This is a genomic window from Pseudomonas sp. St29 (assembly GCF_001547915.1).
Taxonomy (GTDB): Bacteria; Pseudomonadota; Gammaproteobacteria; order Pseudomonadales; family Pseudomonadaceae; genus Aquipseudomonas.
In genome coordinates this window covers 4,012,397-4,037,614 of the sequence record NZ_AP014628.1, presented here as the reverse complement: position 1 = coordinate 4,037,614, position 25,218 = coordinate 4,012,397, and the positions used below count along the sequence as shown (strand labels likewise).

The 25,218-nt window shown below is 66.6% G+C and carries 20 protein-coding genes; 7 read left to right on the top strand and 13 right to left on the bottom strand.

The genetic code is table 11. The features are described 5' to 3' along the window. The first annotated feature begins 59 nt into the window (after positions 1-59). Positions 60-1,508 carry an APC family permease gene (locus PST29_RS17900; RefSeq protein WP_060839828.1) on the top strand — a complete coding sequence of 483 codons (1,449 nt, stop codon included), beginning with the start codon at positions 60-62 and terminating at the stop codon, positions 1,506-1,508. Positions 1,509-1,510: 2 nt separating this feature from the next. After that, the gene (locus tag PST29_RS17895) at positions 1,511-2,911 is read left to right on the top strand and encodes an aspartate aminotransferase family protein (RefSeq protein ID WP_060843921.1); all 1,401 of its coding nucleotides are present in this window, start codon (positions 1,511-1,513) and stop codon (positions 2,909-2,911) included. 182 nt (positions 2,912-3,093) lie between these two features. Here PST29_RS17895 and PST29_RS17890 read toward each other — a convergent pair whose 3' ends face one another. The 7 genes from PST29_RS17890 to PST29_RS17860 form a co-directional block, all read right to left on the bottom strand. Continuing rightward, positions 3,094-7,272, bottom strand: coding sequence for a putative Ig domain-containing protein (locus tag PST29_RS17890; protein WP_060843920.1), 4,179 nt, complete (start codon positions 7,270-7,272; stop codon positions 3,094-3,096). Positions 7,273-7,388: 116 nt separating this feature from the next. Beyond that, positions 7,389-7,925, bottom strand: a complete 537-nt coding sequence (locus tag PST29_RS17885) for a GNAT family N-acetyltransferase (RefSeq protein ID WP_060843919.1) — start codon at positions 7,923-7,925, stop codon at positions 7,389-7,391. Continuing rightward, entirely contained in the window at positions 7,922-8,473 is a 552-nt protein-coding gene (locus PST29_RS17880) for a phage tail protein (RefSeq protein WP_060839824.1), read from the bottom strand. The genes PST29_RS17885 and PST29_RS17880 overlap by 4 nt, the downstream gene beginning before the upstream one ends. A gap of 30 nt (positions 8,474-8,503) precedes the next feature. After that, on the bottom strand, positions 8,504-9,079 hold the full coding sequence (locus tag PST29_RS17875; protein ID WP_060843918.1) for a phage tail protein: 576 nt from the start codon (positions 9,077-9,079) through the stop codon (positions 8,504-8,506). Between the two features lie 35 nt (positions 9,080-9,114). Beyond that, entirely contained in the window at positions 9,115-9,660 is a 546-nt protein-coding gene (locus PST29_RS17870) for a phage tail protein (RefSeq protein ID WP_060839822.1), read from the bottom strand. Positions 9,661-10,265: 605 nt separating this feature from the next. Continuing rightward, entirely contained in the window at positions 10,266-11,399 is a 1,134-nt protein-coding gene (locus PST29_RS17865) for a branched-chain amino acid ABC transporter substrate-binding protein (RefSeq protein ID WP_060839821.1), read from the bottom strand. 137 nt (positions 11,400-11,536) lie between these two features. Beyond that, on the bottom strand, positions 11,537-12,796 hold the full coding sequence (locus PST29_RS17860; protein ID WP_060843917.1) for a methionine gamma-lyase: 1,260 nt from the start codon (positions 12,794-12,796) through the stop codon (positions 11,537-11,539). A gap of 124 nt (positions 12,797-12,920) precedes the next feature. Here PST29_RS17860 and PST29_RS17855 point away from each other — a divergent pair, with 124 nt between their 5' ends. The 5 genes from PST29_RS17855 to PST29_RS17835 all read left to right on the top strand — a co-directional run bounded on the left by PST29_RS17855 (position 12,921) and on the right by PST29_RS17835 (position 17,661). Continuing rightward, positions 12,921-13,400, top strand: coding sequence for an Lrp/AsnC family transcriptional regulator (locus PST29_RS17855; RefSeq protein WP_060839819.1), 480 nt, complete (start codon positions 12,921-12,923; stop codon positions 13,398-13,400). A gap of 242 nt (positions 13,401-13,642) precedes the next feature. Continuing rightward, a complete protein-coding gene (locus PST29_RS17850) occupies positions 13,643-14,698 on the top strand; it encodes a sugar phosphate isomerase/epimerase family protein (protein WP_060843916.1) in 1,056 nt (351 codons plus the stop codon). A 21-nt stretch (positions 14,699-14,719) separates the two neighbouring features. Next, positions 14,720-15,607: an alpha/beta fold hydrolase gene (locus PST29_RS17845; RefSeq protein WP_060839817.1), complete on the top strand. Its 888-nt coding sequence runs from the start codon at positions 14,720-14,722 to the stop codon at positions 15,605-15,607. A gap of 144 nt (positions 15,608-15,751) precedes the next feature. After that, the gene (locus PST29_RS17840) at positions 15,752-16,351 is read left to right on the top strand and encodes a TetR/AcrR family transcriptional regulator (RefSeq protein WP_060843915.1); all 600 of its coding nucleotides are present in this window, start codon (positions 15,752-15,754) and stop codon (positions 16,349-16,351) included. Between the two features lie 131 nt (positions 16,352-16,482). Beyond that, a complete protein-coding gene (locus PST29_RS17835) occupies positions 16,483-17,661 on the top strand; it encodes a sugar transporter (protein WP_060843914.1) in 1,179 nt (392 codons plus the stop codon). Positions 17,662-17,836: 175 nt separating this feature from the next. Here the strand turns inward: PST29_RS17835 and PST29_RS17830 are convergent, their stop codons facing one another. Genes PST29_RS17830 through PST29_RS17805 form a run of 6 tightly spaced genes read right to left on the bottom strand, consistent with a single transcriptional unit; the run spans position 17,837 to position 25,185 of the window. Then, positions 17,837-19,051: an MFS transporter gene (locus tag PST29_RS17830; RefSeq protein ID WP_060843913.1), complete on the bottom strand. Its 1,215-nt coding sequence runs from the start codon at positions 19,049-19,051 to the stop codon at positions 17,837-17,839. 3 nt (positions 19,052-19,054) lie between these two features. Continuing rightward, the gene (locus PST29_RS17825; protein ID WP_060841970.1) at positions 19,055-19,834 is read right to left on the bottom strand and encodes an ABC transporter ATP-binding protein; all 780 of its coding nucleotides are present in this window, start codon (positions 19,832-19,834) and stop codon (positions 19,055-19,057) included. Between the two features lie 47 nt (positions 19,835-19,881). After that, entirely contained in the window at positions 19,882-20,949 is a 1,068-nt protein-coding gene (locus tag PST29_RS17820; RefSeq protein ID WP_060843912.1) for a FecCD family ABC transporter permease, read from the bottom strand. Further along, complete coding sequence (locus PST29_RS17815; RefSeq protein ID WP_060843911.1) at positions 20,946-22,079, bottom strand: ABC transporter substrate-binding protein; 1,134 nt, start codon at positions 22,077-22,079, stop codon at positions 20,946-20,948. The genes PST29_RS17820 and PST29_RS17815 overlap by 4 nt, the downstream gene beginning before the upstream one ends. 1 nt (position 22,080) lies before the next feature. Further along, positions 22,081-22,947 (bottom strand): PepSY domain-containing protein, encoded by an 867-nt coding sequence (locus PST29_RS17810; protein WP_060843910.1) that lies wholly within the window; start codon positions 22,945-22,947, stop codon positions 22,081-22,083. A 6-nt stretch (positions 22,948-22,953) separates the two neighbouring features. Continuing rightward, complete coding sequence (locus tag PST29_RS17805) at positions 22,954-25,185, bottom strand: TonB-dependent siderophore receptor (RefSeq protein ID WP_060843909.1); 2,232 nt, start codon at positions 25,183-25,185, stop codon at positions 22,954-22,956. Between the last annotated feature and the right edge of the window lie 33 nt (positions 25,186-25,218).

The window sequence follows — 25,218 nt, the reverse complement described above, 5'->3', positions numbered from 1 at the left end:
CGCCGCTGCACCTGCCGCTGTCGCGGCAGGCCCACAACAATAAGAAAGGAGTGCGTGCGATGACTGCAAATCTCTCCCCGGCGGCCTTGAGCCCCACCAGCAACGGCGGCTTGCGCCGGGTCCTGGGCCTGGGTTCGCTGGTGTCGGTGGCCGTTGGCCTGGTGGTGTCCCAGGGGGTCATGGTGTTGATGCTGCAAGGCGCGGGGATGGCCGGGCTGGGCTTCTTCATTCCGCTGCTGCTGGCCTACCTGCTGGCGCTGACCTATGCCTTGTCGTTCTCCGAACTGGCGCTGATGGTGCCCCGGGCCGGTAGCCTGAGCAGCTACACCGAAGTGGCCATCGGGCACTTTCCGGCGATCCTCGCGACCTTCTCCGGCTACATGGTGGTGGCGATGTTCGCCCTGTCCGCCGAGCTGCTGCTCCTGGACCTGATCATCGGCAAGGTCTACCCCGGGGTGTTGCCGCCGATGCTGGTGGCCTATGGCGTGCTCGGCACCTTCACCGCGCTCAACCTGCTGGGCATCGATGTCTTCGCCCGGCTGCAGACGGTGCTCGCGGTGGTGATGGTGGTGATTCTCCTGACCCTGGGCCTGGGCGCCATCGGCAGCCCCCAGGCCGACTTGCAACGGCCGCTGGACCAGGGCTGGAACCCCATGGAGGTCGGCGCGCTGGCCTTGGCGGCGATGGCCATCTGGGGGTTTGTCGGGGCCGAGTTCGTCTGCCCGCTGGTGGAGGAAACCCGCCGCCCGGAACGCAATGTCCCGCGCTCGATGATCATCGGCCTGAGCATCATCTTCCTGGTGATCACCCTGTATTGCCTCGGCGCCTTGCTGTGCATTCCCCGGGAGCAACTGGCGAGCCATCCGCTGCCGCATTTCCTGTTCGCCACCACGGTGTTCGGCGAGGCCGGCAAGCTGTTCCTGGTGGGCGCGGTGATCACCGCCACCTGCAGCACGGTCAACTCGTCCCTGGCGGCGCTGCCGCGGATGCTCTACGGCATGGCCCAGAACGGCCAGGCCTTCCCCCAGTTCAAACGGCTCAGCCCGCGCAGCCGCACACCCTGGGTGGCGGTGCTGTTCGTCGCCGCGCTCACGGGGCTGCCGATCCTGATCCTGGGCCAGGACCCGGACTCCATCAGCCTGCTGCTGTTGGCCGCGGCCCTGGCCTGGCTCTTGGCCTACATCATTGTGCACATCGACGTGATCGCCCTGCGCCGGCGCTACCCCGACGCGCCTCGGCCGTTCCGTTCGCCGTTCTACCCCTGGCCCCAGGTGCTGGGCATCGTCGGCATGCTGTTTGCGATCTATCACGTGTCCCCGTCCCCGGAGATGACCGCGCGGATCTTCGGCAGCGCCGGCGTCGTGCTGGGGGTGATCTCGCTGATCGCCGTGGTCTGGATCAAGTGGGTGATGCGCAAGCCACTGTTTGTTCCCGAACCGCTGCTGCCCACGGGGCCGAGTCCCGTCGCCACGCCTTCCCTTGAATCCACTTGTCGTGCAGGAGAATGACCATGAGTGCTGAAAACCCAACCGCCCAACGCAGTACCCAGGACTACCAGGCCCTGGATGCCGCCCACCATATCCATGCCTTCCTCGACCAGAAGGCGCTGAACGCCGAAGGCCCGCGGGTGATCGTCCGCGGCCAGGGCCTGCACCTGTGGGACAACGACGGCCAGCGCTACCTGGACGGCATGTCCGGGCTGTGGTGCACCAACCTGGGCTACGGTCGCCAGGACCTGGCGGCCGCCGCCAGTGCCCAGCTCGAGCAGTTGCCGTACTACAACATGTTCTTCCACACCACCCACCCGGCGGTGGTGGAGCTCTCCGAGCTGCTGTTCAGCCTGTTGCCCGGGCACTACAGCCACGCCATCTACACCAACTCCGGCTCCGAGGCCAACGAGGTGCTGATTCGCAGCGTGCGCCGCTACTGGCAGATCCTCGGCCAGCCGCAGAAGAAGGTGATGATCGGCCGCTGGAACGGCTACCACGGCTCGACCCTGGCCGCCACCGCCCTGGGCGGGATGAAGTTCATGCACGACATGGGCGGGCTGATTCCGGATGTGGCGCACATCGACGAGCCTTACTGGTTCGCCCACGAAGGCAACCTGACGCCCGCCGAGTTCGGCCTGCGCTGCGCCCGCCAGCTGGAAGAGAAGATCCTAGAACTTGGGGCCGAGAACGTCGCCGGTTTCATCGCCGAACCGTTCCAGGGCGCCGGCGGCATGATCTTCCCGCCAGACAGCTACTGGCCGGAAATCCAGCGCATCTGCCGCCAGTACGACGTGCTGCTGTGCGCCGACGAAGTGATCGGCGGGTTCGGCCGCACCGGCGAGTGGTTCTCCCATCAGCACTTCGGCTTCGAGCCCGACACCCTGTCCATCGCCAAGGGCCTGACCTCCGGCTACATCCCCATGGGCGGCTTGGTGCTGAGCAAGCGCATCGCCCAGGTGCTGGTGGAGCAGGGCGGGGTGTTCGCCCACGGCCTGACCTATTCCGGGCACCCGGTGGCCGCCGCCGTGGCCATCGCCAACCTCAAGGCCCTGCGCGATGAAGGCGTGGTGACCCGGGTCAAGCAGGACACCGGTCCCTACCTGCAGCAGTGCCTGCGGGAAGTGTTCGGCAACCACCCGCTGATCGGCGAGATCCAGGGCTGCGGGCTGGTGGCGGCCTTGCAGTTCGCCGAGGACAAGGCCAGCCGCAAGCGCTTTGCCAACGAGAACGACATCGCCTGGCGCTGCCGCACTCTGGGCTTCGAAGAGGGGGTGATCATCCGCTCGACCCTGGGGCGGATGATCATGGCCCCGGCGCTGGTGGCGACCCGCGGCGATATCGACGAACTGATCGACAAGACCCGGCGCGCGGTGGAACGCACGGCCCGGGAGATCGAGAGCGGGCAGTTGCCAACGGCCTGAGGGCCGGCGCTGGATCGACTGCTTGTCGGCGCCGCTGAAACACCACACCCCGCCAGAGTCCGACTCTGGCGGGGTGTGTTTTTTCGGCTCGGCTCGGGGGGAGCCATTTCCTGCTGTAGGGCCCGGTCCCGGGCCACTAATCTGTGGCCAGGGTGCACAACCGGCGGTTCAGAACTTACCGTTCAAAACTTGCCATTCAAACCCAGGCGGAAGGTGTCGTTGCGTTCGTCCGAGCCCAGGGCGGTCTTGTACGAGACGCCCAGTTGCCAGGCACGCCCGAGGTTGAAGTCGACGCCCATGTCCAGGCTGGCGAAATCGCTGTCCAGGGCGTCGGGCTTGAGCCGGTACAGCGTGCCTTCGTCACCCTGGTCGGTGTAGCGCATCTTGTAGTCGCTGCTGCTGCTGAAGTTGTGGCCCCAGGCCAGGCCGACCTTGGGCGTGACCACGCCGATCCGGGTCATCAGGTCGTAGCCCGAACGTACACCGAGGTAGGAGGTGAAGTTCTGTTGGCGCTGTTCGTCGTAGGACAGGCCGTAAATGCCGCCGCCACTTTCACGGTAGGCATCCAGGCGCGTGGTGCTGGCGTTCAGGCGACTGTAGGGCGTCAGCGACAGCGGCCCCTGGCGATACTCATAGCTGGCGGTCAGGGAGGCGAACAACTGATCGGCATCCCGCGAGCCGCGGGCGTAGTCGTCGTTGCTGCTGGTGATGTAGCGGCGCGAGTCGAAGCTGATGCGGTTGTAGCCCAAAAGGCCGTCGACAAATACCTGCGGGGCCAGGTTCAGGCTCAGGTAGGTGGCGATGCCGATGGCGTCCCCATCGCTGCGGGTATGGTTCTTGCCGATGTCGCTGCGGTCGTTGCCGTAGCCGATACCGACCCCGGCAATGGCGCTGGGCGACAGGCGATAGTCGACACCGACGCTCAGGCCCAGGGTGGTGAAGCTGTTGTCCCGCGCGCCCCGGGTGTGGGTCGAGCCGACGTTGACGAAGCCGTCGCTCCAGAACGCCAGGGCGTCCTGTTTGCAGTTGTCCTGCAGGGCGGCCGCGGCTTCGCGTTTTTCCTGCTCGGTCTGGTTGGCGGTGCCTCCCAGCTGGTCCTGGACGGCTTTGGCGATTTCGCCCAGCGGTACGTCGCGGCCTTCCTTGCGCAAGCTGGCGTTGAACGAATTGCGCTCGCAACTGATCTGGTGCAGTTGCTCCAGGCGCCGGTTGAAGTTGTCCATCTGGGTGCTGGCAAAACGCTCGGCGGCGCGGGTCTGGGCGTTGAGCAGGCCGATGACCTCGGCGTCCTTGGTCGGGTCCGGACGCTCCTGGATCATGAAGCTGACGGTGCTCGCGGCGCTGGCGCCGCTGCCGTTCTGCAGGCTGAAGCTGACCACGGCGGTGCCGGCGAAGGCCGCCGAAGGCACGAAGCGCATCGAGAAGCGGCCGATCATCATCGCCCGCCCGGCCGATGCCGGGGTGACCGAGCCGAGGACGGCCTGGGTGAACGGGCCACCGGTGGCGCCCTGGGTCAGGTCGACGGTGGCCGACTGGCCCGCCGCGAGGATCTGGCTGGAAGCCGGTACGGTAATCGCTACGGCAGCGATGGTCAGGGTGTAGGTCTGTGAGCCGGTAGCGCCGTTGGCATCGGTGACGGTGATGCTCAGGTTGCTGCTGCCGCTGGTGGTCGGCGTACCGCTGATCAGGCCGCTGGCGGTGTTCAGGCTCAGGCCCGCCGGCAGGCTGCCGGAGGTGATGGCGTAGGTGTAGGGCGCGGTGCCGCCGGTGGCGCTGAGGGTGGCGCTGTAGGCGCTGCCTGCGGTGCCGGCCCCCAAGGACGCCGGAGTCAGTACCAGGCTGGGCGCGCTGACCGTGAGGGTCACCGTGGCCGGGCTGGAGGTGCCGCCGGCGTTGGTGGCGGTGTAGGTGAAGCTGTCGCTGCCGGAATAACCGGCGGTTGGGGTGTAGGTGATGCTGGTGCCGCTGGCGGTGGCGGTGCCATGGCTGGCGGCAGTGGCGATGGCCACGCTGCTGGCGGCGCCACCGGTGATGTTCAGGGTGATCGGGTTGGCGCTGCTGTTGGCGGCCACGGTGGCGCTGACGGCATTGGCCACCGGCGCCTGGACGCCAATGGTGATCGAGAAGGCCTGGGAGCCGGTGGCGCTGTTGGCGTCGGTGGCGGTGATGGTCAGGTTGAGGGTGCCGCTGGCCATGGGGGTGCCACTGATGGCGCCGGTGGCGGTGTTGAGGATCAGGCCGGCCGGCAGGCTGCCGGAGGTGATGGCGTAGGTGTAGGGCGCGGTGCCGCCAGTGGCAGTGACGGTCTGGCTGTAGGCCGTGCCGACGCTGCCGTTGCTCAGGGAGCCGGGGCTCAGGGTAATGCTCGGCGCACTGACGGTAATGGTCACGGTGGCCGGGCTGGAGGTGCCGCTGGCGTTGGTGGCGGTGTAGGTGAAGCTGTCACTGCCGGAATAACCGGCGGTTGGGGTGTAGGTGATGCTGGTGCCGCTGGCGGTGGCGGTGCCATGGCTGGCGGCAGTGGCAATGGCCACGCTGCTGGCGGCGCCACCGGTGATGTTCAGGGTGATCGGGTTGGCGCTGCTGTTGGCGGCCACGGTGGCGCTGACGGCATTGGCCACCGGCGCCTGCACGCCGATAGTGATCGAGAAGGCCTGGGAGCCGGTGGCGCTGTTGGCGTCGGTGGCGGTGATGGTCAGGTTGAGGGTGCCGTCGGCCATGGGGGTGCCGCTGATGGCGCCGGTGGTGGTGTTGAGGATCAGGCCGGCCGGCAAGCTGCCGGAGGTGATGGCGTAGGTGTAGGGCGCGGTGCCGCCAGTGGCCGTGACGGTCTGGTTGTAGGCCGTGCCGACGCTGCCGTTGCTCAGGGAGCCGGGGCTCAGGGTAATGCTCGGCGCACTGACGGTAATGGTCACGGTGGCCGGGCTGGAGGTGCCGCTGGCGTTGGTGGCGGTGTAGGTGAAGCTGTCACTGCCGGAATAACCGGCGGTTGGGGTGTAGGTGATGCTGGTGCCGCTGGCGGTGGCGGTGCCATGGCTGGCGGCTGTGGCGATGGCCACGCTGCTGGCGGCGCCGCCGGTGATGTTCAGGGTGATCGGGTTGGCGCTGCTGTTGGCGGCCACGGTGGCGCTGACGGCATTGGCCACCGGTGGCAGGCCGTTGATCTGCAAGGTGTAGGCGCGGGAGCCGGTGGCGCTGTTGGCGTCGGTGGCGGTGACGGTCAGGTTGAAGGTGCCACTGACAGTCGGCGTACCGCTGATCACGCCACTGCTGGTGTTCAGGCTCAGGCCGGCCGGCAGGCTGCCGGCGCTGATTGCATAGGTGTAGGACGTGGTGCCGCCGGTGGCGGTCACGGTCTGGTTGTAGGCCGTGCCCTGAATGCCGTCGGGCAGTGTCGTCGGCGTTATCGCCAGGGTGGGTGCACTGACGGTGATGGTCACCGTGGCCGGGCTGGAGGTGCCGCTGGCGTTGGTGGCGGTGTAGGTGAAGCTGTCGCTGCCGGAGTAACCGGCGGTTGGGGTGTAGGTAATGCTGGTGCCGCTGGCGGTGGCGGTGCCATGACTGGCGGCAGTGGCCACGGCCACGCTGCTGGCCGCGCCGCCGCTCAGGCTCAGGGTGATCGGGTTGGCGCTGCTGTTGGCGGCCACCGTGGCGCTGACCGGGCCGACGGTGGGAGGCGGAACGTTGTAGGTATAGCCGTTGGTCAGGGTCGCGGTGCCCCCTGGGGTGGTGACTACCACGTTAACCGCACCTGCGGCGTGGGCCGGGGTGGTGGCGGTGATGGTGGTGGCATTGTTGACGATGTAACCGGTGGCGGATGTCCCGCCAAAGCTCACCGCCGTGGCACCGGTCAGGTTGGTGCCGGTGAGGGTGACGGAGGTGGCGCCTGCGGTGCTGCCGTTGTTCGGGGTGACGGTGGTCAGGGTCGGGGTCGCGGAGCTGGTGACCACCAGGGTATAGGTGGCGACACCGCCCTGATTCAGGCCGTCATTGAGGGTGATGCTGAATGTGTAGGTGCCGGCGGTGGTGGGCGTGCCGTGGAGTATGGTGTTCGAGCTGCCCGGTGACGGATCGAGGATCAGGCCCGGCGGCAGGCAGGGAGTCACGCCGTCGTAGTCCGGGTCATTGGCGTCGCACTCTACCCATTTGTCCAGTGGTTGCGCGCCACCGACGGAGTTGATGACGATGCTCATGGACTGGCCCACTGCCACGCTGGGCAAGGTACTGCCCGTAGCCGGGTTGGTGATCACGGGAGCGGCGGCCATTGCCTGGCTGCTCAGGGTCAACATGACCAGGAGCAGGAACAGTGAAGTCAGCGGACGTGTCAGCCAGGTACCTAGCGTGGTCAGTGGTGTTCTCATGAGGGCTTCCTGCCTTGCGACCGGTTTGAGGGTCGTATCCAGCGTAAGTGTTGATAAAGGTCCAGCGGTTACAGCACGGCTACAGCCGGCCCCTGGGGGCTGGTCATAAACGATGGTCAGGGACTGTCGACGGCCTCCCGGGCGTCTAGCCGCGCGGGACGCTGCATCTGGGTGTACAGGCCGGTGTCGGCGCCGGCGCGAAAGCCCAGCCGCTCATACAGCCGGCGGGCACGGCTACCCTGTTCGACGCTCAGGCTGCAGGTCTGGCCCTGGGCGTCGGCCTTGGCCAGTACCCTGCGCAGCAACTCGGTGCCGATGCCCCGGCCATGCCAGTCCGGCAGCAGAGCAATATCGACTATGCGCACATCGTCGGCCGCGTAATGCACGCACAGGCGCCCGATCGGGCTACCGGCCTGCTCGACGATCAGAAAATCCGCGGCGGGAAAGTGCTTTTCATAATGCTGGCGCTGCAGTTCGGCCTGGGCGTGCAGGAAAGCCCGGCGCTGGACGTCGTTCCAGCCCGGCACTGCGCTGACTTCGGCCCAGCGGCGTGAGGCGTACAGCGCCTGGAGAAATCCCAGGTCGTGGCCGTCCTGCTTGCGCAGTACGGCCACGTTGCCCGCCGGCAAATGGGGAGGGCTGATGTGGGTCATGAGGCTCTGATCGGGTACTCGCCATCCAGGCAGATGCAGTAGGCCAGCGTCTGGAAGGGTTGCATGGTGTTACGCAAGGCCGTCGACGTTGCGCCAGTACCGGCGATGCCCACCGTGGTGGCCGCCAGTGTCTGGGTTGTCGTCGTTGGTGCGGTGTTGTTGTACAGGCGTATGTTGCGCGGCTGCGCCAGGAAGGCGGTGTTGTTGGGGATATCCAGAGCGGCACCCGATTCGCTGCCGTCCTTGACCATCACCGAATGGGTATGGGGGGCAAAATTGCTGGGCCCCATGGTTATCCGGTCGGCTCCGAGGGCCGTGCCAACGGGCCTGTCGGTCAGCCCGGGCGCCAGCCCGGCACCCATGGCCACGCGCCCGTTGAGATTGGGCAGCTTGAAGTTCTGGCCGGGGGTACCGCCATACAAGGTGCCAATCACCGAATAGAGCGCAGGATTCTGCTGGACCGTGATGGTCGATCCATCGCAATACGCCCAGTTTTGCGGGACGAAGTTGTAGGGGAACAGTCTGATTTCACCGGTAAACGCATCCATGGTCGGTCATTCCAGATTGAGTAGAGAGGGTCACTGGTTTCGGGTCGGATAGAGGCCGAGCAGGCAAATGATGTAGTTGATCGCCAATGAGCCCATCAGGTTGCTATGGGGGGCCACGGCGCCAGTGGGCGTGCCCAGTGCCGGGTCGAGAAACTGCGGGTTCATCGGGACGGCGGCGGATGTTCCGGTGCCTGCGCTGTACAGCCCGGTGATGATCCCCGCGCCCGCGAATTTGCCAAAGGTCATGCTGTTGGGCGTCGCGGCAGGGGAGGGGGCCGGCGACGTGGCATCCTGGCCGCTCACCATGAATCCATGGGTGTGGGGCGCGGTGTTTTCCGGCCTCATGGTCACCGTTTCCACGCCGAATTTCTGGCTCAGCGCCCTGGGGGTCAGGCCCGTCCCGGTGCCCTGGCCAACCGGCAGGCGACCTCGGTAGTCCGGCAGGCCGAAGTTGGTGCTGCCGTTGCCGCCGTACAGAGTGCCGAGCAATGAATACAGGGCCTCAAAGCTGCTGATCGGCAGCAACGAACCGTCACAAAACGCCCAATTTTCCGGCGCGTAGTTACCGGCAAACATGCGGATCTCTCCGACAAAGGCTTCAGACATGTCAGTTTCCTTACTTGAGGGTCTGTGGACGGCCGTTACTGGCGCGGCGGGTAGACACCCGTCGTTGCGATGCAGAAGTAGCCGACGATGGAGGGCTGGATGTTGGGCATGGCCGCGCCCTGGGTTGTGGTGATGGTGGCATTGTTGAGGCTGGTCAGGGTGCCGGTTGCCGCGGTGTAGGTCGGTTTTGCCGCGACCCCCTTGGAGTTCGAGCTGACAGCGGGAATGTTGCCGTACGGACCATCATTGCCCGGGTCGTTGGAGACATGCGTGGCATGGTTATGTTGGGCCACCGAGCTTTGCGGCATCGTCACGGTTTCGCTACCGCCTTTGGTGCCCAGCGCGTGCACATCCATGATCGGATCGACGGTGGAGACTTTGTAGTTTTGTCCCAGGGCGACCCGGCCACGCAGATCCGGTATGCCGAATGTCGTGGTGCCGTCACCGCCATAGGTTTTGCCCAGCAGGGAAGCCAGCGCGACATTGCTATTGATGGGTAGAACCTGGCCCTCGCAAGGCAGCCAACCCTGGGGTGCCCAACCCCAGGGGAACAAGCGAATTTCTCCGATAAAGGGATCCATGTTCTTTTCTCCTTGAACAAGTTTCTGACGCCAGGAATCCGTCTCTCACTAATAGACTAGCAAGTGCGTAGGCGCACAATAAACAAAAGTGAATTTAGTGTGCAAATGTTATTTCAAGTTGTTTGCTGGCAATTAACAGAGGGGGTGTCTATTAGCAGGTAGTTGACGCTCTGGCTAAGAGATTTCAAGAGGGAAGTCTTTCTGAGTGTTACTGGTTGGCGCCCGCTCTAGGGTGTTTTGTCCAGCAGGGGCGGGGGTGTGGCTGATTGTTCAGCTTGGGGGGATAGGCTTGGGAGTTCGGTTTGTCGGACTTGTAAGTTCATTGTCAAGGAACTAAGCGTGCTAACGATCTACGCCTAAAGTATGGGTTTTCCAGTCTGGGTTCTGGCGGGTCTACAGCGGGCTTTAAGTGTGGCGGTAACATGTCTTAGTTACTGTATTGGGGTGGTTATTCCCAAGTTGCTAAGTAGGTTATTCTTTTGGCGGGTGGGAGTTGCGGTAAAGTCTTTTTGCTCTAAGGCCATGTTTTATTTGAAGTTGTTGTGTTTTTTTTTGACGCCGGCGGGACGCCGCTCCCCGGGGAGGAGCGGCGCGCCGTTACCGGATTACAGACCGGCGCTTTCTGCCGCTACGCTCTTGGGCTTGCCGTAATGCCATTCATAGACCACGAACTTGAAGTCCTTGAGGTCGCCTTTTTCGTCGAAGCTCAGATCGCCGGTCGGGGTCTTGAAGGTGCCCTTGTGGATCGCCTCGGCGACTTTTTCCGGGTCTTCGCTCTTGGCCGCGGCGATGCCCCCGGCAATCACTTCCACGGCCGAGTAGGACGGCAGCACGAACGGACCGCTGGGGTTTTCCTTCTTGGCTTCGAAGGCTTCCACCAGGGCCTTGTTGGCCGGGTCCTGGTCGAAGGACTTGGGCAGGGTCACCAGCATGCCTTCGGAGGCGTCCTTGGCGATCTGCGAGATCGAGTCGTTGCCCACGCCTTCAGGTCCCATGAAGCGTGCGGTCAGGCCCTTTTCCTTGGCCTGGCGCAGCAGCAGGCCCATTTCCGGGTGGTAGCCGCCGAAGTAGACGAAATCGACATTGGCCTGCTTGAGCTTGGCCAGGATCGATGAGTAGTCGCGCTCGCCGACGTTGATGCCTTCGAACATCGCCACCTTGATACCTTCCTTGCCCAGGATGTCCTTGACCGAGCTGGCGATGCCTTCGCCGTATTGCTGCTTGTCGTGCAGCACCGCGACATTGCTCGGCTTGAGCTGGGCGATGTAGCGCGCCGCGGCCGGGCCCTGGGCGTTGTCCAGGCCGATGGTGCGGAACACCATCTTGTAGCCCCGGGCGGTCAGCTCGGGGCTGGTGGCGGCCGGGGTAACCATCACGATGCCTTCGTCTTCGTAGATGTCCGACGCTGGCTGGGTGGAGCTGGAGCACAGGTGCCCGACCACGAACTTGACGCCGTCATTGACCACCTTGTTGGCCACGGCCACGGCTTGCTTGGGATCGCAGGCATCGTCGTATTCCACGGCCACCAGTTGCTTGCCGTCGACGCCGCCCTTGGCGTTGATCTGCTCGATGGCCATGCGCGCGCCGCTGAACTGCATGTCACCGTATTGCGCCACCGGGCCGGTCTTGGCCCCGGCGATGCCGATCCGGATGCTGTCGGCGGCCAGGGAATGACAGGCCAGGCCGGCCAGGATCATGGCGCTGAGCAGTTGGGTGGCTTTGTTATTGATACGACTCATGGGTTGTTCCACTCCTGTGGGTAACGGTTCAAAGGGTGTTGCAGGTGATGCATGGGCTGTCGCCGCCGCGCCTCGGGCACGGCCGCGACACCCCGGGGTGTTGTAGAGCGCCCGGCCCCGGGCGGTACTGATCCCGCTCAAGGAAGGGCCTTGCCGATTCTGGGAATGGCCTCCAGCGCCGGCCGTGTCGCCGCGGGCTCGGCACAGGCATCCAGGGCCTGGGCGATATCGGCCAGCAGGTCGGCGACGTCTTCCAGGCCTACCGACAGGCGGACCAGGCCCTCGGAGATACCGTGTTCGACACGCTCCTCGGGGCTGTAGGTGGAATGGGTCATGCTCGCCGGGTGCTGGGCCAGGGATTCGGCGTCTCCCAGGCTGACGGCGCGGCTGAACAATTGCAGGGCATTCATGAAGCGGGTGCCGGTAGCCAGTCCGCCCTTGAGCTCGAAGGCGATCATGCCCCCGGGCAACTTCATCTGCTGTTGCGCCAGGGCGTGTTGCGGGAAGGATGGCAGGCCGGGGTAGGCCACCCATTGCACCTGCGGCTGTTGCTGCAGGTATTCGGCGATGGCCTGGGCGCTGTTGCAGTGGCGTTCCATGCGCAGGGCCAGGGTCTTGAGGCCGCGCATCAGGAGAAAGGCGTCCTGGGGCGACAGCACCGCGCCGGTCATGTCCTTGAGGCCTTCCAGGCGAATGCGCTCGGCCAGGCTCTGGCGGGTGACCACGACACCGGCGGTGATATCGCCGTGGCCATTGAGGTACTTGGTGGCCGAGTGCACCACCAGATCGGCCCCCAGCTCCAGCGGACGCTGCAGGTAGGGAGTGCAATAGGTGTTGTCCACGACGAAGGTGATGCGCGGATGCTGGCGGGCGATTTCGGCCACCGCGGCAATGTCCACCAGCTGCATGTTGGGGTTGGCCGGGGATTCGCAATAGATCATCCGCGTGGCGGGGCTGATGGCGGCCCGCAGGTTGCCCAGGTCGCTCATGTCGACATGGCGCACCTTGACGCCGAACTCGGCCAGCCCGTGGTGCAGCAGGGCGAAGGTGCAGCCGTACAGGGTCCGGCAGACGATGATCTCGTCGCCGGGACGCAGCAGGGTCCACAGGGTGGCGGCAATCGCCCCCATGCCGGAGCCGAAGGCCACCGCCGCCTCGCCGTTTTCCAGGGCCGCCATGCGCGCCTCCAGCAGCGCCAGGGTCGGGTTGCCGATGCGGGTGTAGAAGTAGCCGGGCTCCTGGCCGGCAAAGCAGCCGGCGCCGTATTCGGCGGTGGCGAAAGTGAAGGTGGAGGTCAGATAGATCGGCGGGATCAGCGCGCCTTGATGCTCCTGAGGGTTGTAGCCGTGATGGATGGCGCGCGTGGAAAAACCAAGGTCACTGTTTTTATTGTTCATGGTGAACGCTCCCGGATTTGCTCTAATGCTATGCTCAAATCCGGCGCAATAATTGCTAATTTGGCTGATTAAATGCCGTGTAATTGAAATAAAAATTCATAAAAACAAGCTTAAGAGGCAAAACATGCCCAGTGGACTGGATCGAACCGACAAAGCCCTGCTGCTGGCTCTGCAGGACAACGCCCGCCTGACCACCGCCGAGCTGGCCGACAGCGTCGCCCTGACCACGTCGCCTTGTTGGCGGCGAGTGAAGATCCTCGAGGAAAGCGGGGTGATCACCGGCTATCAGGCGATTCTCTCGCCCAAGGCCCTGGGCTTTGGCGTCACCGCCTTTGTCAGCGTGATGATGGAATCCCACTCCCGGGAAACGGCCCGGGCCTTCGAGCAGCGACTGCTGGAAATTCCGGAAATCATCGCCTGCCACAACGTCTCCGGACGCTACGATTTTCTCCTCGAAGTGCTGGCCAGGGATCTGGAATCCTTCGGCGAGTTCGCCCGCGAAGTGCTGCAGACCCTGCCGGCGGTGAAAGAGATCTACTCGAGCTTTTCCTTCAAGTCGGTGAAGCCGTTGCGGCAGATTCCGGTGCCGCAGCCCGGCGCCTGAGGCCGGGGCCAGGTGCAGGGCCGACAGTGATTGCCAGGTGAAACAGAGCGGGCCCGCGATCTTGATCGCGGGCTTTTTTTTGCCTGCCCGGACCCGCGCCTGTCCGATCGCGGCCTTCGCTGGCAAGCCCGCTCCTGGGGGCAACCCGTGCGCCGGAAAGGGTTTTTCTGCAACGCGATGATTGACGCGGCAGCGGCGCCTCCCTATTCTTTGTCGACCAACAAAGAATAGGGAGCAATGCGATGAAAACCCTCAAGGGCCCCAGCCTGCACCTGGCGCAATTCAGTGCCGACAGCGCGCCATTCAACAGCCTGCCAGCGATGGCCCAATGGGCCGCCGACCTGGGTTTCAAGGCGCTGCAGATTCCCGCCTGGGATGCGCGCTTGTTCGATGTCGCCACGGCGGCCGAGAGCCAGGACTATTGCGATGAACTCAAGGGCCAACTGGCGCAGCAGGGCCTGCAGATCAGCGAGTTGACCAGCCATATCTTCGGCCAGCTGGTGGCGGTGCACCCGGCCTACGATGCGATGTGCGACAACTTCGCCCCCGAGGCGCTGCGGGGCAAGCCTCAAGCCAGAACCGAGTGGGCGATAGCGCAGATGAAGCTGGCGGCCAGGGCATCGCGGCGCCTGGGGCTGAGTGAGCTGGGCACCTTCTCCGGGTCCCTGGCCTGGCCTTACCTGTTTCCCTTTCCGCAGCGCCCCGAAGGCCTGATCGAGACGGCGTTCGAGGAGCTGGCGCGCCGCTGGCGGCCGATCCTCGATGAGTGCGACGAGCAGGGGGTCAACCTGTGCTACGAAATCCACCCCAGCGAGGACCTGCACGACGGCACCAGTTTCGAGCGCTTCTATGAACGGGTGGACCGTCACCCACGCTGCAACATCCTCTTCGACCCCAGCCATTTCGTGCTGCAACAGCTGGACTACCTGAGCTACCTGGACATCTACCACGAGCGCATCCGCATGTTTCACGTCAAGGATGCCGAGTTCAATCCCACGGGGCGCCAGGGCATCTATGGCGGCTACAGCTCCTGGGTCGAGCGCGCCGGGCGCTTTCGTTCCCTGGGCGACGGCCAGGTGGATTTCAAGGGGATCTTTTCCAAGCTGGCGCAATACGACTACCCGGGCTGGGCGACCCTGGAATGGGAGTGCTGCCTCAAGGACCAGGAAGACGGCGCCCGGGAAGGCGTGGCGTTCATCAACCGCCACATGATCCAGGTCACCGAGCGGATCTTCGACGACTTCGCCGGTGCACGGATCGACCGCCAACAGATCAACGCCATGCTCGGCATGGCCTGAACCCCCTCAGCGAGAAAACCCATGAATGCTTTGACAGACAACACCCAGGCCGACACCGACGGACTGACCCATCGCTATGTGCGCATCGATGGCCAGCGCATCCATTGCGTCAGCGCCGGCAGCGGTCGCCCGGTGCTGCTGATTCCCGGCTGGCCACAGACCTGGTACGCCTGGCGCGGGGTGATCCGGGCCCTGGCGGCCCAGGGTTTCCAGGCGATCGCCGTGGACCCGCCGGGCAGCGGCCAGTCCGACCGCCCGGAGCAGGGCTACGACACCGGCCATGTGGCCGAGGTGCTGCATCAGGTGATGCTGCAACTGGGCTTTGCCTCTTACAGCGTGGTCGGCCATGACGTCGGCATGTGGATCGCCTACGCCCTGGCCAGCGACCGGCCGCAGGCGGTGGAGCGCCTGGCGCTGACCGAGGCGGTGATCCCCGGGTTGGCGGAGGCGCCGCCGATTTTCGTGGCGCCGGAGCAGAACATCTTTCTCTGGCACTTCATGTTCAACCAGCTGCGGGATCTGCCCGAGGCACTGATCGCCGGGCGCGAGCGGGCCTACCTGAGCTACATCTTCGACCACTGGTCCCATCGCCGCGAAGCGGTGGCCGCCGAGGTCTACATCGACGCCTATGCGGCGCCGGGCGGGCTGCGGGCCGGCTTTGCCTACTACCGGGCGATTCCCGAGACGGTGCGCCAGAACCGCCTGCGGGCCCAGCGGCCACTGGCGATGCCGGTGCTGGCGATCGGCGCCGAACACGCCACCAACGATGCGCCGCTGCTGACCCTGCAAGGCCACGCCAGCGACCTGCGCGGCGCCATAGTGCCGGACTGCGGACACTTCATCATGGAAGAGGCGCCCGAGGCATTTCTCGCGCTGCTGCTGCCGTTTCTGCAGGAGGGCCGTGACTGAGGCACGGCGCAGGCACGGCCGCGGGCACGGAAAATGGCCGCGGCCGGCGCAAATCTAATATCATTTCGTCCCGGCGCGCTGCGCCACCCGGCTGTTCGGCCTGCGCCGAACGCCTTCCCTGTCCTGACGAGATACCCGACCCCCATGGCTGGAAGACCCCGCGAATTCGATCGTGACCTGGCGCTGCGCCAGGCACAGGAACTGTTCTGGGCCCGAGGTTTCGAAACCACCTCCATGGCCGACCTGGTGGCGGCCCTGGGCATTGCTTCGGCACGCATCTATGCCGCCTTCGGTTCCAAGGAGGCGCTGTTTCGCGAGGCCATCGAGCTGTACGAAAGCCAGGAAGGCGGCTTCGCCGACCTGGCCCTGCAGGAGCCCAACGCCTACCACGCCATCGAGCGCATGCTGCAGGATGCGGTGGCGCTCTACACCCGCCCCGACGGTCCCCGGGGCTGCATGGTGGTGGCCTCGGCGGTGAACTGCTCGAGCGACAACGACAGCGTGCGCGAATGGCTCGCCGAGCATCGCCGGGCGCGGACCGCGAGCATCATCCAGCGCCTGGAAGCGGCGGTGCAGGCGGGTGAATTGCCTCGCCACAGCGATGCAACGTCTTTGGGCGACTATTACTCCATGGTGCTCCACGGCCTCTCGGTGCAGGCCCGCGACGGGGTCTGCGCGGCGCGCCTGCTGCAGGGCGTGGCGCTGGCCATGCAAGTCTTCCCGGGCGGCGTCCAGGGGCATTGAGGCGGCGCCCGGCAAGGCTCCGGGCAGCGGGCTTGGCTCGGCAACCCGAGGGCCGGCAAGGCTGGCCCGGGTTGTGCATTTTTTATCGGGTCCTGGACCTGTTCCATCATCCAAAGAGTACGACGCCCCCCATGAGCGACTCCCCGGCGACACCTCAAGGCAACTGGCAGCCGGTCATCGCACTGGCGCTGGCGGCCTTTGTCTTCAACACCACCGAGTTCGTGCCGGTGGGCCTGCTCAGCGCCATCGGCGCCAGCTTCGACCTGCCCACCGAGCGGGTCGGGCTGATGCTGACCATCTACGCCTGGATCGTGTCCCTGACCTCGCTGCCGGTGATGCTGCTGACCCGCAACGTCGAGCGGCGCAGGTTGCTCACGGTGCTGTTCGGCCTGTTCATCGTCAGCCACGTGCTGTCCAGCCTGGCCAACAGCTTCGGCCTGCTGATGCTCAGTCGCATCGGCGTGGCCCTGGCCCATGCGCTGTTCTGGTCCATCACCGCGTCCCTGGCGGTGCGCCTGGCGCCGGCGGGCAAGCAGGTGCAGGCCCTGGGCCTGCTGGCCACCGGCACCTCGCTGGCCATGGTCCTGGGGATTCCCCTGGGGCGCTTGCTGGGCGAGGCCCTGGGCTGGCGCACCACCTTCGGCGTGATCGCCGCCATGGCCGGCTTGCTGGTGCTGTGGCTGATGCGCACCTTGCCGCTGCTGCCCAGCCAGAACTCCGGTTCCCTGCGCAGCCTGCCGCTGCTGTTCAAGCGCCCGGCGCTGGTGGCGATCTACGTGCTGACGGCGCTGGTGGTGACGGCGCAGTTCACCGCCTACAGCTACATCGAGCCCTTTATCAAGGTGGCGGCGGGCCTGGGCGGCGAGGTGGTGACCCTGGTGCTGCTGGTGTTCGGCGGCGCCGGCATCATCGGCTCGCTGCTGTTCAGCGTCCTGCACCGCCACAGCCCGCAGGGCTTCCTGCTGACCGCGGTGCTGTTGCTGGCGCTGTGCCTGAGCCTGCTGTTGCCGCTCAATGGCCACGTCTGGTCGCTGGTGGCGCTGAGCGTGGTCTGGGGCATGGCGATCATGGGCTTCGGCCTGGCCCTGCAATCCAAGGTGCTGGTGCTGGCGCCGGATGCCACCGACGTGGCGATGGCGATGTTCTCCGGGATCTACAACATCGGCATCGGTGGCGGCGCGCTGCTGGGCAGCTGGGTTGGCGGGCAACTGGGTTTTGCCTATGTCGGCCTGGCGGGCGGGGCCCTGGCGAGCCTGGCCTTGCTGCTGTACAGCCTGGCCCTGCGGCGCATGGCCCGCACCAACGTGTAGCCGCTGCCGCAGGCTGCGAACGGCTCCGCAGGAGACGCGGCGGCCTTGCAGGCGCCGGAGGTTCGGCGGTCGATCGCCAAGCAAGGTCCTGCGGACCTTCGCGCAGCCTCGCCAGAGGCTCGACAGCGGCTACGGTGGGGCGATGTCGACCATGCGCGCCGGGCGCCCGCCAGGGTTAGCGGCGCCGGGCGTCGGGCCAGCAGGCCACCAGCACCAGCAACAGCGCCGCCAGCAGGTAGGGCAGGCGCGGTTCCAGCCCGTAGATCAGGGTCCCGGCCAGGGGCCCGACCACCACCCCCAGGCCCTGGGCCGCGCCGACGGAACCGGCGGTGGCGCCTTGCTCGGCGGCGTCCACCGCGTTGCTGGCCAGGGCGGCGAACGAGGGGAAGATCCAGCCCATGCCCGCGGCCGAAACGAAGAACCCCAGCCACAGCACCCAGGCCTGGGCCGCGACGATGCTCGTGGCAAAGCCCAGCGCCGCCACCAGGGCACCGATGCGGATCATCCGCAGCGGCGGCCACTCCAGCTTGCGCACCAGCAGTTGCGAGGCGATCAGCGCCACCCCGACCAGGGTCAGGGCGATGCCGGCGGTCTGCGCCGCGTGCGCCGGGTCCATGCCCAGGCGGTCGAGGGCGAAGAAGCCGACGGTGATCTGCGCCATGGCCACGCACAGCATGGCGACGAACGCCACCAGCAGCGGCCGGCGCAGGCGCGGGTCGCTCAGGCGCACCGATTTGGGCGGCTGCTTGAGGTGCAGCTCCTGGCGCGGCAGCCGCGCCTTGAGCAAGGCGAAGCCCAGCAGCGGCAGCACGGCCAGCACGTAGAACGGCAGGCTCAGGCTGTGGCGCGCCAGCAGCGCGGCAATCGCCGGGCCCAGCACCAGGCCGCAGGCGTTCGCCGCTCCCAGGGACGCCATGGCCCGGGTCCGGTGCTCGGGTGCGATGTTGTCGGCGATCAGCGCGTAGCCGCCCACCGGGATCGCGGCATAGAACACCCCGATCAGGCCCCGTCCCAGCAGCAGCCCGGCAAAGGCCAGGATGGCCGAGGGCAGGGCGTGCAGCGCCAGGTCGATGAACAGGCTGAGGGCGACAAAGGCCAGGGTGAAGCCGCCGGTGCCCAGCAGCAGGATGCGCCGCCGGCCGAGGCGGTCGCTGGCCCGGCCCCAGGGCCGGGCCAGGAGCATCCAGATCACCCCGGAAACGGTCACCGCCATGCCCGCCTGCCAGGTGGCCAGGCCAAGAATCCGCGCGATGGGGCCGATCAGCGAGACAAAGGCCATCATCGCCATGGTGCAGGTCAGGTTGGCCAGCAGTAGCGGACGCAGGTCGAAGGCCGCCGCGGTCTGGGGCGTTTCCAGGGTGTCGATGGGCAGGTGTTGAGCGTTGGTCATGGTTTATCCCAGGGCAGAGTGAGAGGGCAGGCGGCCGTCGACCATCACCAGCGGTCGACCGCGCACCTGCTCCAGGCGGCCGTCGACGCCATAGACGTCGCGCAGCAACTGTTGGTTGATCACCTCCAGGGCCGGGCCGGCGGCGGCCACGGCGCCGTTGTGCAGCACCACCACCTGCTGGCTGAAACCCAGGGCCAGGTTGATGTCGTGGACCACCACCAGGGTGATCAACTGGCGTTCGCGGGTGGCCCGGGTGATGGCCTCCACCACTTGGCACTGGTGGTACAGGTCCAGGGCGCTGGTGGGTTCGTCCAGCAGCAGCACCCGGGGCTGGCGCACCAGGGCCTGGGCCAGCCCCACCAGCTGGCGCTGGCCGCCGGACAGGGCGTCGATCGGGCGGTCGGCCAGGGCGGTCAGGTCCAGGTCCTGCAGCACCTGTTCGACCCCGTGCAGCACCGCGGCACTGGGCCGCCCGGGGGCGAAGCCGCCACCGCGATGCCCGGCCATGGCGGCGCTGAGCACCGCTTCGAAGGCGCACAGGCGGGTGCGTTCCGGCAGGCTCTGGGGCAGGTAGACGATGTGCTGCGCCCGTTCCACCTGGGGCAGGCGGTTCAGGTCGACGCCATCGAGCAGCACCTGACCGCTGGTTTTCTGCAACCCGGCGATGCCCCGCAGCAGGGTCGACTTGCCCGCCGCATTGGGGCCGATCAGCGCGGTCACGCTGCCGCCGGCCAGGCTCGGCAGGGCGACGTCACGCAGCACCTGGCGGTTGCCGTAATGCATGTTCAGGCCGGTGGTGCACAGCCCGGACGTGGAGGGGGCGGTCAGGCTCACAGGACACCTCGACGGTTGCGCATGACAATGGCCATGAAAAAGGGAATGCCCACCAGGGCGGTGACGATGCCCACCGGCACCAGCACTCCGGGAATCAGGGTCTTGCTGGCAATGGAGGCCATGGACAGGATCAGCCCGCCGCTGAGCACGCTGGCCGGCAGGAACAGCCGATGGTCCTCACCCACCAACAGGCGGGCGATGTGCGGGGCGATCAGGCCGATAAAGCCGATGGTGCCGACAAAGGACACCGCCAGCGCCGACAGCAGGCTGATGCGCAGCAACGCCAGCAGGCGCAGGCGGCCGACATCGATGCCGAAGCTGCGGGCCCGTTCCTCGCCCAGGGTCAGGGCGGTCAGGGCCCAGCTCTGGCGCAGGGAAAACGGCAGGCACAGGGCCAGGGCCAGGGCCAGCAGGGCGAGCTTTTCCCAGGAGGCCCGGGCCAGGCTGCCCAGGGTCCAGAACACCAGTTGCTGCAGGCTGTCCTGGGTGGCGACGAACTGCAGCAGGGCCACCAGGGCATTGAAGGCGAACACCAGGGCGATGCCGAACAGCACCAGGCTCTCGACGCCGAAGCCGCGCCAGCGCGCCAGCAGGTACAGCAAGGCCACCGAGGCCAGGGCGAAGAGAAAGGCGTTGGCCGAGATCAGGTACTGCGCCGGCACCCCGGGAACGCCCAGGCCCAGGACAATCGCCAGGGCCGCACCGAAGGCCGCGGCGGCGGACACGCCGAGGGTGAAGGGGCTGGCCAGCGGGTTGTCGAGCACGGTCTGCATCTCCGCTCCGGCCAGGGCCAGGGCCGCGCCCACCAGCACCGCCATCAGCGCGTAGGGCAGGCGCACGTTCCACACGATCACCGCCTCGACCCGGGGCATCGAGCCCGGGTCCCAGAGCACCTGCAGCAGGCGCGAAAGGCTCATGCCCGAAGGCCCGGTGGTGATGTCCAGGGCCAGGGACAGCAGCAGGGCCAGGGCCAGGGCGGACAACAGCAGCACCCGGCGGCCATGGCGCTTGCGGTAATGCCCGCTGGCGATGCTGTCCTGCACCTCGGTGGCGGCCCGGGTCATGGTTGCAGGCTCGTGGCGAACACGCCGCTGGCGGGAATCGGCATGAAGCGCTGGTACAGCTCGCGGCGGGTCTGGTCCGGGTCCAGGTCCTTGAACAGCTCCGGGTGCAGCCACTTGGCCAGGGCCTGGACCGCGATCAGGTGCTCCGGCGAGTCATAGAAGATGTGCCACAGGCCATGCACATTGCCTTGGCGCACCGCCCGCAGCTCGTTCAGCGGTGGGCGCTGGGCGGCCTGGCGCAGACTGTCCCGGGCCTGCTGCAAGGTCGCCGAATAGCCCAGGGTCACGCCGCCCTGGCCGGCGGCGAAGACCCCGGTGGCGACGTACACGTCCGGGTCGCTGGAGAGGATGTATTCCACGTTGAGCACGCCAATGGGCCCGGGAATGCGCCCGTCAGCGATGTTGCGCCCGCCGGCCAGCTTGATCATTTCGCCGAAGTTGCCGGTGCCCGGAGAGCCGCAGCAGTCCTGCAGCCCGGCGAGCATGTCGATGAATATCGTCGGCTGCTTGAGCGGCGCCGCCTTGGCCAGGGTTTCGGTGACCCGGGCCAGGGCCTGTTGATAGAAGGCGATGAAGGCCTCGGCCTGCTGCTCGCGGCCCAGGGCCTGGCCCAGCAGGCGCATGCTGGGCACGGTGTTGCTCAGGGGATGGTCGCTGAAGTCGACGAAGATCACCGCCACCCCGGCGGCTTGCAGCTGCTTCACCGCTTCGCTGTCGGGGCTCGGCCCGTGGCCGCCGCTCAGGGCCATGATCGCCAGGTCCGGCTGCACCGCCAGGGCCTTTTCGACGCTGAAGGTCTCGGCGGACGTGCCGCCCACCAGCGGCACCTTGTCCGCCTCGGGGAAGACCTTGCGATAGGCCTCGTAGCCCTGCACGTCGAGGCCGCGAAAATCCCCCTGCCAACCGGCGAGACGGGCGAAGGGGTTCTGGCCTTCGAGCAGCGACAGCGAGTAGATCATCCGCCCTTCACCCAGGAGGATGTGTTCGACCTTGTCCGGCACCTGGACCTGGCGCCCGGCCAGATCGGTGAGGGTCGCGGCGCCGGCCGTGGCGGCCCATAGCAGGCTGAGGGGCAGCAGGCCCCGCAGTAGCCCGTGCCGGGCGCGGCGCAAGAAATCACGGTGTGTCATGTCAGGTTTCCTTGAACGATTGGACGGCCCGGCGGGCGACGCGCTTGCGCCACCACAGCAGCAGGCCGGTGATGTACAGCAGGGGTAACGAAAGGCCGCAGGCAAACGCCAGCCAGGCGCCGGGAGCCCCCAGCAGCAAATGCCCGTGGGCGGCGGAGAACAGCGGCTTGAGCGCCATGGGCGGGGCACCGGGCCAGGTGAACAGATCGGGGCGCGCCAGCCAGGCGCCGCTGCCGGCAATCAGCAGCAGCGGCAGGCACAGCCACGCGGCGGCCAGGTTGTGCCATTCGCGCAGGCGTCGGCTGCCCCGGCTGCCGGGGCGCAGGCTGGCGGCTTTCCACCAACTGCGCCGGCCCGGCCACCACAGGTACAGGCCGCTGCCCAGCGAGCCCAGCAGCACCAGGCCGCACAGCAGCACCAGGTTCGACCCCAACGCCTGGGGCAACAGCAGGCTGCGGTGTAGCGCCACCAGCTTGGCCAGCCACAGGTCCTCGAAGACGAAGAAGCCCCGGGGCTCGCCGTTGTAGGGATCGATCATGGCGATGCCGGTGCCGGGACGCTCCTTGAGGGCACCGAAGACGATCACGTTGTCCGATTCGAGAAAGCCCTGGCGCGGCGGCGCCGCGCCGAAGACTTTCTGCAGCTGCGGGTAGGCGCTGCTGGCGGCGCTGATCCAGGCGCTCTGCTCAAGAGGGACGCCGTGTTCGCCGGGGGCCAGTTGCAGCATCGGCGCCCCGACTTCCCAGCGCAGGATCGGCCCCTTGAGCTCCAGCAGCGAACCACTGAGGCCCAGCAGCGCCAGGAGCAGGCCCAGGCTCAGGGCCAGCCAGCGATGCAGGCCGAGCCAGATGTGACGCAGGCGCAGCACGGCGGCTTACCAGCGGTAGCGCAGGCTGGCGATGACGCTGCGGTCATAGCCGGCGCTGCAGCTGGTCAGCGAGCAGCCTTCGTAATAGCGCTTGTCGGTGAGGTTGGTGGCGTTCACCGCCAGGCGCAGGCCCTTGGCCGCCGGAATCAGCTTGTCGAAGTCGTAGTGCACCGCCGCGTCCAGCAGGGTGTAGGAGGGCACGCTGACGGTGTTGGCGGCATCGGCTTCGGTGGAGCCGATGTAACGCACCCCGGCGCCGAAACCGAGGCCGCTCAGGGGGCCTTCGGGCAGGGTGTAGTCGGCCCACAGCGAGGCCATCTTTTCCGGGGTGTCGGTGGGGCGCCGGCCCTTCTCCAGCGGGTTGTTGCTCTTGCTCACCTCGGCGTCGTTGTAGGTCAGCGCCGCCAGCAGGTCCAGGCCACGGGCCAGGCTGGCCTTGCCTTCCAGTTCAATGCCGCGCACGTTGATTTCGCCAGTCTGGAGCTTGTTCAGGCGTTCGGCCGGGTCGGTGGTCAGGACGTTTTCCTGGGTCAGGTCGAACAGCGACAGGGTGATGTAGCTGTCGATCCCCGGTGGCTGGTACTTGACCCCCACTTCCGACTGCTTGGCGCTGGTGGGCTTGTACGGCGTGCCGTAGAAGTTGGTGCCCAGCACCGGGTCGAACGAGGTGGAGTAGCTGATGTAGGGCGCCAGGCCGTTGTCCGCCAGGTACACCAGGCCGGTGCGGTAGGTGAACTTCTCGTCGTTCTGTTTGCTCCCGGTGTGTTCCAGGCGATTGTCGGTACGGGCGCTGGAGCGGTCCTGGCGTCCGCCGACGGTGAGCACCCAGTGCTCGTCGAAGGTGAACTGCTGCTGGGCATAGACCCCGACCTGATCGGCGCGCTGCACGGTGTTGGTGAACGGCGTGCTGGGGTCGAACACGCCGCCATGCACCGGGTGGTAGATGTCGATGGGCGAGGCGCTGCCGCCGCGCAGGTAGTAGTCCTCGCGGGTGCGCCGGTAGTCGACCCCCAGCAGCGACAGCATCTGCGTGCTGCCCAGGTTCCAGCGGGCCTGGGCGTTGTTGTCCAGGGAGTAGGTGTCGCCGACGATGCGAAAGCGGTAGGCGTCGCGCTTCAGGGTGCGCAGGTCCGACTCCAGGGCCCTGCCGCTGGCGGTGTTGGTCAGCAGGTTGACGTGGCCGTAGCGGGCGCTGGAGTTGAGGCTCCAGACGTCATTCAGGCGGTGCTCCAGCAGGTAGCCCAGGGAGTATTGGGTGCGGTCGTTGTCCAGCCCCGGTTCATCGAGGAAGACGTTGTGCTTGACCTTGCCATTGGGGTTGCCGAGCAGGGTGCCCCGGGCCGGCAGGAACACCCTGGGGGCGCCGAACGTGTCCTGGGTGTAGTCGGCCAGCAGGGTCAGGCGGGTGTCGTCGTTGGGCTTCCAGGTGAAGGAGGGCGCGAAGTACTGCTTGTCGTCCTTGATGTGATCGAACTGGGTGCCGCTGTCGCGTTCCAGCCCCACCAGGCGATAGAGGAACTGCCCCTCATCGTCCAGCGGGCCGCTGAAGTCGAACTGGCCCTGGGCCCGGTCGAAACTGCCGCCCTGGATCTGCACTTCATGGAAGGGCTGTTCCAGCGGGCGCTTGCTGATCTGGTTGACCACGCCCCCCGGCGAGTTCTGGCCGAACAGCACCGAGGCCGGGCCCTTGAGCACGTCGATGCGCTCCAGCCCATAGGCTTCGATCTTGGGCCAGGCCTGGGCGGTGTTGCCCTTGAGGCCGTCGCGCAGCATGCCGGTGGTGACGTCGAAGCCACGGATCGAGATCGTGTCGAAACGCTGGCTGGCGGCGGTGGTGTTGGCCTGGACCCCGGCGGTGTAGCGCAATGCCTCGTTCACCGACTGCACCTGCTGGGCGTCCATCTGATCGCGGGTGACCACGGAAATCGCCTGGGGAATTTCACTCAGCGAGGCGTCGGTCTTGGTCCCGCTGAGGCTGCGCTTGGCCACGTAGCCGCTTTGCTGGCCGGTCGGCGAGTCGATCTGGGTAGCGCTGATCACGCTGGTGTCCAGGGTCAGGGTGTGGTCCTTGTCGGCCTCGCCATCGGCGGCCAGGGCGGCGCCGGCCTGGGTCAGCGACAGGCCCAGGGCCAGGCCATGGATCAGGCACGCCAGCGGGCTGCGGCGCAGCGCCGGACGCAGGACCGGACAATCGGCCGGCCAACCTTGGGTGTTTTGGTGCGCAACGCGGCTACCCATGCTTCACTCCGTGATGGGGATTAAATGAGAATG